At 66.8% G+C, this 7,770-nt stretch carries 4 protein-coding genes and 3 pseudogenes; 5 read left to right on the top strand and 2 right to left on the bottom strand.

All coding sequences use genetic code 11. The annotated features are described in order from the left end of the window. Positions 1 to 605 precede the first annotated feature (605 nt). Positions 606 to 1,484 (bottom strand): annotated as a pseudogene (locus AC07C1_RS40950) (IS5 family transposase). Positions 1,485 to 1,660: 176 nt separating this feature from the next. Between AC07C1_RS40950 and AC07C1_RS40945 the strand changes: the two are divergent. The 5 genes and pseudogenes from AC07C1_RS40945 (at position 1,661) to AC07C1_RS40925 (ending at position 6,422) form a co-directional block, all read left to right on the top strand. Next, complete coding sequence (locus AC07C1_RS40945) at positions 1,661 to 2,053, top strand: cadmium resistance transporter (RefSeq protein ID WP_478947194.1); 393 nt, start codon at positions 1,661 to 1,663, stop codon at positions 2,051 to 2,053. 430 nt (positions 2,054 to 2,483) lie between these two features. Beyond that, positions 2,484 to 3,042: pseudogene (locus AC07C1_RS40940) on the top strand (transposase family protein); the annotation flags it as partial. 452 nt (positions 3,043 to 3,494) lie between these two features. Further along, the gene (locus AC07C1_RS40935; protein ID WP_478947193.1) at positions 3,495 to 4,925 is read left to right on the top strand and encodes a ricin-type beta-trefoil lectin domain protein; all 1,431 of its coding nucleotides are present in this window, start codon (positions 3,495 to 3,497) and stop codon (positions 4,923 to 4,925) included. A gap of 399 nt (positions 4,926 to 5,324) precedes the next feature. After that, entirely contained in the window at positions 5,325 to 5,579 is a 255-nt protein-coding gene (locus AC07C1_RS40930; protein WP_478947192.1) for a DUF6332 family protein, read from the top strand. 43 nt (positions 5,580 to 5,622) lie between these two features. Beyond that, positions 5,623 to 6,422 (top strand): IS5 family transposase gene (locus AC07C1_RS40925; RefSeq protein WP_478947195.1). Its coding sequence is split into 2 segments (ribosomal slippage): positions 5,623 to 5,958 and positions 5,961 to 6,422, totalling 798 coding nucleotides; the frame shifts between segments, so codons are not numbered across the junction. 13 nt (positions 6,423 to 6,435) lie between these two features. On the opposite strand, the pseudogene AC07C1_RS40920 reads toward AC07C1_RS40925, so the two are convergent. After that, positions 6,436 to 7,358 (bottom strand): annotated as a pseudogene (locus AC07C1_RS40920) (telomere-associated protein Tap); the annotation flags it as partial. Positions 7,359 to 7,770: the final 412 nt, after the last annotated feature.

The raw sequence follows: 7,770 nt of genomic DNA, 5'->3' as shown, positions 1-7,770 counted from the left end.
CCCACGAGTACGAGACCAACCACTACGCTCAACACCAGCCCCAACCGGCGGCTGGAGTCAACGCATAGAGCCTCCACCGATCCCGGAGCGATTCAAGGTCCTGTCCGGCGGATCATGGGCACCCAGCGCACATACGGCAGAGGAGAAGTGCGGAGATTGCCGGTCACCGGCATGGTCAGGCACCGCCGGGTCCAGCGACAATGTGGGAATCTTCGGGCCTGGCGTTATCGCGTTCCGGGCCTCTTGCGGTCAGAGCGGAGCGGCAACATGGCTTGGGTAGTAGGAACGGGTGCGTTCGTGGGGCTGCTGGCGATCGCATTGGGAATTGTGACGCTTCGGACAGGGTGGATCCTGCCCACGGCGCGCCGTCACGTCACCAGGCCCCAACTTCACGGCCGCGGTGCCCTGCTCACGGGTACTTCGGTCCTTCTGCAGGGCCTCTTCTACTTTCGAATCTTGCCGAGCGTTTCCTGGGAGGTCCGCTTCTTCGGCGGAAACGCCCTCCTGTTCGCTGGGCTCCTCCTCATTGCTCTCAGCCAATTGCTGCCGCTCCGCCGAAACCCGGACCACGCCGCTCCCTCAGACGTCTGAAGGATGCTGGCGCATCACGGCCGAAGCCATAAGCGGATCGCGGCTGCGGCGACGGTTCCGTGGAAGACGTAGGCCCTCTTGTCGTAGCGAGTGGCGACAGCCCGGGAGTTCTTGAGCCGGTTGATCGTCCGCTCGACCTCGTTGCGGCGTTTGTAGATCTCGCTGTCGAAGCCGGTGGGCCGGCCGCCCTTGCTGCCGCGGCGTTTGCGGTGGGCCCGCTGGTCCTTCGGCTCGGGGATCGTGTGCTTGATCTGGCGTCTTCGCAGGTAGCGGCGGTTGCGGCGTGAGCTGTATGCCTTGTCGCCGCCGAGGTGGTCGGGCCGCGTTCGCGGGTGACCGCCCTGTGGGCGGGGCACCCGGATCCGCTCCAGGACCTCGATCATCTGCGGTGCGTCGCCCCACTGGCCCGGCGTGACCAGGAAGGCCATCGGCCGGCACCCGCCTTCACCGGCGAGGTGGATCTTGCAGGTCAGACCGCCCCGGGACCGTCCGAGTCCTTCGTCGGGGCGGTGGTGCCGGGGCGTCGTGCTTTTTTCGGCACACGCGGCTTCTTCTTACGGGCCCCGGCCGCGTGCTGATGGGCACGGCAGGACGTCGAGTCGACACTGATCATGCTCCAGTCGATCCGGCCCGCGAGGTCGGCGTCGGCCTGGACGGCACGCAGGATCCGGTCCCACGTGCCGTCCGCCGACCAGCGCCGGTGCCGCTCATAGACGGTCTTCAGCTGCCGAAACGCTCAGAAGGTCCCGCCACGGTATGCCCGTTCGGACACGGAACAGGATGCCGTTGATCACCTTGCGATGATCGTTCCAACGTCCGCCTCGAAGCCCGGACGACGGCAGATGTGGCTCCAACCGGAACCACTCGGCATTCGTGAGATCACCCCGCCCCATACCGAGATCAACGAGCCAGCAATCCGACAGTCACATGATCCGCCGGACAGGACCTAGTGCCGCGGCAGGCAACGTTTGCCCGTCAAGGAGCGGCGTCCGGTGCGTGCTCTCGGCGTGCCGGCCGGAAGTCCTCGTACTGGATGTACTTGGGCTTTCGGCCGGTGCGGCGAGAGTGCGTGCCGGGCGTCGCGACGGGGCGAACGTTGCCTGCCGCGGCACTAGAGGTCGCAGCGGCGACCTTCGCCAACGGCGGCGTCAACATCGGCGTCTACGTGCCCGTCTTCGCCACCGCCGGCATCGGCGGCATGACGGTGTACGCCGCGGTGTTCCTCGCGCTGGTGGCCGTGTGGTGCTTCGCGGGCAAGTTCTTCGCCACCCGACCCGTCATCGCAAAAGCTCTCGCCCGCTGGGGCCACATCCTGCTGCCCTTGGTTTTGATCGCCATCGGCCTGCTCATCCTCATCCAGGGGGGGCGCCTTCGGCCTGTGACCCAGGCTGCGCTTCTCGTAGACAGGGCCACGCAAAAGCACCTCTGCGGTCTGTCGACGCGTTGTGACCGGCTGGCGTAGATGCCGGTTTGCTCGTTTTGTTGACCGCTTGTGGATCTTCAGGGGGCGGGCGGGGCGCGCGGCGGGTGTACCGAGGGATGCGGAAGTTCACGCGGGCGTACTCGGATTCGGAGATTCACCCGGCATGCCCCATTTTCAGCGACTGGTTTTGCGGTCTCCTTGCCTGGGGCCGCCGCGCCGTCCGCGTCAGTGCGGCGGCGACGTCAGGCGAGGGCGTCAAGGATAGCCAGATAGAACTCTCTGAGCTGGGAGCGAAGCTTGTTGCGGGCCTGCCCGCGGGCCCAGACGGCGTCCTGCTGGGCCCCGGATGAGTGCCTTCTTGGGGTCGGTGTGAATCGCGACATCCACGACCCCTACTCAGGAGGCCCTCGATTCCCACCGCAATGCCCCGCTGACGCCGACCAGCAGGCTGCGCCTGACCGGGTGTGTCATGGACGATGGCCGGCCGGTGCGTCGGACCGCGGAACGCTTCCAGGTCATCCACAGCACCGCCGCACGCCGGGTCGGCCGTTATCCGCAACTGGGCGCCGAGGGCATGAACTACCGCTCCGGGCCGCCCCCATCCGCCACGCCGCACACCGCCCGCGATCGAGGCCCAGGTCGTGCGGCTACGCCGCGAACACCGGATCGGCCCAGTGCGCCTGACAGCCCGCTGCGGCATCGCCGCGTCCACCGCCCACCGCACCCTGGCCCGGCACCAGCCGCCCGTTCTGGCCGCCTCGCGACTGCGCCACCGGCGAACCCGTCCGCCGCTACGCACGCTTCCGGCCCGGCCAACTGGTCCACATCCACGGCAAGAAACTCGGCCGTATCCCGACGGCTACACCGAAGACCTGCCCGGCGAGATCGCCGCGACCAGCGCCGCCTTCCTCACCCGCGCCATCGCCTGGCCCGCCGCCCGAGGCATCAGCGTCGAACGCGTCCTGAGCCACAACGCCTGGGCCCACACCAAGAACACCTGGCGGCAGACCGCCGCAACCTTGGGGCTCGGCATCGACCCTTGCGGGGCGGCGCGCCCGCGTGCCGGTGCCGACGGCCGACCGGCCGTGTCGGCATCCGCCGTCCAAGCGGGTTGACGGCTGAGTCCCTCTCGGTTCCCTGCATGACGCGACTCGACCGTACGAAGTCGTAACTATTGACGCCCGATCCCTCAAGGTATAAACAGTCCCCTCAAGAGATCACAGTTTCCATCAAGGTATCACAGTTTCTCTCAAGATCTAACATCCTCGTTCTTCTTTCATGTCGCGATCTCTTCCGCGCCGGTGGCGCGGGAGAGCGACGCGGCGTGACCGGAGACGACTCTTCGGGGGCTGGCGCCCGTCACCACCGGTTCACGCAGACGGCTGCCCGCGACATTGGTTCGCCACCCACGCTGCACTGCCTGGGTTGGTCGCTCGCTACGGCGGAAACACCCAATTCCTTTCGGACAGGAGGACCTCGAATGAGCATCGCGCCAGGAAGGTCGCATCATCGCCTCTCGTATCTCTTGCGTGTCGTCCTCGCCGGGGCGCTCTGCGTGTTCGGAGTCATGCTCGGGACGACGTCCGCGACGGCATCGCCGGCCGCCATCCCCAATGGTGTTCAGTGGCCGGACCAGAATGGCAACAACGTCCAGGGCCACGGCGGTTCCATCATCAAGGTCGGCTCGACGTACTACTGGATGGGCGAGGACAAGATAGGCGAGAACGACAGCAACGCCTTCTTCCAGCACATCCCTTGCTACTCCTCCACCGACCTGTCGCACTGGACCTTCGTCTCCGAGGCGTTGTCACCGCAGCCCAGCGGAGATCTGGGGCCGAACCGCATCGTCGAGCGGCCCAAGGTGATCTACAACTCCGGCACCGGCCAGTACGTGATGTACATGCACATCGACACGCCCGGCTATGGAACCGGCAGGGTCGGCGTCGCGACGAGCTCCAGTGTGTGCGGCCCGTACACCTACCGCGGCAGTTTTCTGCCGCTCGGCCTGCAGAGCTGGGACATCGGGCTGTTCCAGGACAGCGACGGCACCGGCTACCTGCTGACTCACGCCGGCGACAACCACCTGCACATCGACAAGCTGTCGTCGGACTACCTGAGCGTCTCCAGCTCGGTCGCATCGCTGACGCCGAACTACGAGGCACCGGCGATGTTCAAGGCCAACGGCCGCTACTTCCTGTTCGGGTCGAACCTGACGGGTTGGAACTTCAACGACAACGTCTACACGACGTCGACGTCGCTGTCCGGCGGCTGGTCCTCCTGGAATACGTTCGTACCCGTCGGTTCGGACACCTACAACTCCCAGACCACGTTCATCCTGCCGGTCTCCGGAAGCGGCGGAACGACGTACATGTACGCCGGCGACCGGTGGAATGCTGGCAACCTCGGCGCCTCCACCTACGTGTGGCTGCCCCTGACCGTCAACGGCACCAGCGTGTCGCTGCCCAACTACTACGACAACTGGTCGCTCGACACCTCCAGCGGTACCTGGTCGGGCACGCCGTCGAACCCGCCCGCGACCGAGTTGGTAAGCACGCAGTCGGGCAGGTGTCTGGATGATCCGGGGTCGAGCACCGCGAACGGCACCCAGATGGATCTGTGGGGCTGCAACGGCGGCGCCAACCAGAAGTTCACCCACAAGTGGGGCACGCTGCGGTTCATGAACAAGTGCCTCGATGTCTACGCCGACCAACGCACTCCCGGCACCAAGGTCGAACTCCGGGACTGCAACGGCGGTGGCAACCAGCAGTGGAACGTGAACCCCAACGGCACCATCACCTCGGTCGAATCCGGGTTGTGCCTCGACGTCGTGGGAAACAACACGGCCAACGGAGCGCTCATCGACATCTGGACCCGCAACGGCCAAACCAACCAGCAATGGACGGCGCGTTGAGCCGAAACTGACCCCGCGTGTTCCATGGGGTGCGGTCATTCGTCCGCCATAGGTGATGCCGGAACCTGACCGTCGGGTCAGGTTCCGGCCCGCGGCGGTATCCGGCCGTCGTCGTCCGGCATACGCGCCGGGCCGCATGACGTCCGTAGCCGGCGGCCCGCTGGACGTCAGGTAATAGCGGACGAGTGCACGATGTCCTGGCTGGGTGGCTACCGCCGTTTGCACCGCCGCAACGAATGCAAGTCCGAACATTTCCTGGCATTCACCGCCATCGCCTGCAGCCTCATCTCCACCACATAGGACACGGTCTAAGAAGTCATCTCAATTGGTAAGTGCGCCTCCGTACCTAGGCTGTTCGGCCCAGGCGCCATGGCTTGACCGTGATGTGAGACTTGCAGGATGGACATGGGGCGTGAGTCGCGGTGGGAAAAGGACGCAATGACGGTGGAGATCGTTTTCGCCCTGGTGACTGCCGTCGCGCTGGCTGCGGCGGTCTTCGCCGTCGCTCTGACTCTCGCACTAGCCTTTGGCATCTCGGGTCCAGCGAAGAAGGGCGTGTTGGTGGGGGGTGCAATGCTCGGAGCGACGGCCGGAATGTGGCGTCTGATACGGGTGCTGCTTCGGTTCGACGAGCAGCGCCGAATGGGCCGCTGACTGCGGGTCTTCTCCTTGAGGTCGGTAGCCTGCCGGCGTGGGGATCGTTGAGTGGCTGGCGCCGGATGAGTTGTGGCAGTTGTTCCAGCGGGTGGTGCCGGAGGCGCCATCGCGGCCGCAGGGTGGTGGCCGGCGCCGCTGCGGTGACCGGGAGGTGCTGGCGGCTATCGTGTTCGTGGCGACGTCGGGCTGTACGTGGCAGCAATTGCCTGCCGCGTCGTTCGGACCGTCCGGTGCCACGGCCCACCGCAGGTTCACCGAGTGGACGAAGGCCAGGGTGTGGGCCAAGCTCTACCGCCTGGTCCTCGACGAACTCGGCTCCCGAGGCGACCTGGACTGGTCGAGATGCGCGATTGACTCGGTGAACATGCGCGCCTTGAAAAGAGGGACCTGACGGGTCCGAATCCTGTCGACCGAGGCAAGTACGGCTCGAAGATCCATCTGGTCACCGCACGGACCGGTCTGCCCCTGTCAGTCGGGATCTCCGGCGCCAACGTTCATGACAGCCAGGCCCTGGTTCCGCTCGTGAAGGGCATACCGCCCATCCGGTCCCGCCGAGGCCCCCACCGACGCAAGCCTGGCAAGCTTCACGCCGACAAGGGCTACGACTATCGCCACCTGCGGCAATGGCTGTCCCAGCGCGGCATCCGGCACCGCATCGCCCGCAACGGCGTCGAGACCTCACAACGACTCGGCCGACACCGCTGGACTATTGAACGCACCATGGCCTGGCTCGCCGGCTGCCGCCGGCTCCACCGACGCTACGAACGCAAGGCTGAGCACTTCCTCGCCTTCACCAGCATCGCCTGCACCCTTATCTGCTATCGCAGACTCACCAAATGAGATGACTTCTAAAGAGGTCGCGCCATTGCTTGCCGACCTTCACCCGACACGGGTCGACGTGGGAGAGGTCGACGAGCCAGGAGCCGGGCAGCGCCGCATCGAAGGCAGGGCTGGTGACGTGCACGGGCGGCGAGGCCAGGCCGACGACACCACCATTGGCGCCCGCGCCGAAGGGGAGGTTCACATCCAGGCCGACCAGGTAGCGCCGCATGCACTCGGTGTCGGTCAAATCCCGTGCCCAGTCATAAGCCTCCTCGGACAGCTTCTCGTCGGGGCCGCGGACATGGAACCGGGGCAGGTGGGCCAGGACGGGGTGCCCGTCGGTCGCCTCACAAGGCGCCGGGTCGATCGGCTCCGTGCCCAGCGACCCGGGCCGGTGCTCGCGATGCCGCCTGCCGTCCTGATCCGGCTCGCTCGCGCGGGTCGGCGGGTTGAGCGCCGTCATCAGATGCAGCCCCGTCACCGCGGTGGAACCCACCGGCACCATCACCCGGGTCGCGTACACCCCAGCACCCGGGCGAGCTCCGCCGGCGCCAGCTGCCCGGCATGCCCCCAGGCACGGCCGCCGAGGGCACGCCACGACGGAATGCACAGCTGCACGCAGCGCCGACGGCCCCCCTGGGCGGGGCGGTAGATCCGCGCCCACGGCCCGAACCCGCGCTTGGTGAGCTGCCAGTCCGCACGCTCCAGCTGCTTGATGGCCTTGTGCCCCTCCGGAAGCCGCCCGGCGAGCCGCTCCTGCTCTGACAGCTCCACGGGCAGGCCGTAGCGTTCGCACGCAGCGGGGGTGAGCACCAGCAGGGGGTCGGCGTCCTTGCCCGAGCCGTGCAGCCTTCCGGCCCCGAGCTGCGCCTCGGCCAGCGTCCACTCCACCAGGGCGGGCAGGGACTTGGCGGGCACGTCCAGGATGAGACCGCCGATGCCGTAGCCGGTCACCTGCCTCTCGGCGTTGGCGTAGCTGACCGCCCAGGACCCACCGGATCCTGCAGATCTACTGCTCGAAGCGCTGCGCCTGCTGGTCCTACATCAATCGACGCATCGACCGCGGTCTCCCACCCCTGCCTCAGCCGGCCGGGGACATCCCCCGGGGCATCCAACCGGACCGCTGCGTCGTCTGCGGGACGCCACTCACGCCTGACTTGCTCAAACTCCTGCCAAGCTCGCCACCTGAGCCAGGACGCGATAGCGGGAACCAACAGAACTGGGCGAGCTGGCGTTTATTGGTCAGCGGGACGTGCTTGTTGATGGTCACACTTCTTGCGACCAGTCGTGGGATGCGTCCGCTCCGTCAGCGGCACCCAGCCGCACCCAGTGACGCTGGAGGTCGACCTCGGCGACCTTCACCGTG

The organism is Streptomyces sp. NPDC045022 (assembly GCF_056432605.1).
Note: the sequence above shows the minus strand (reverse complement) of the source record. Positions and strands in the feature narration are given on the sequence as shown.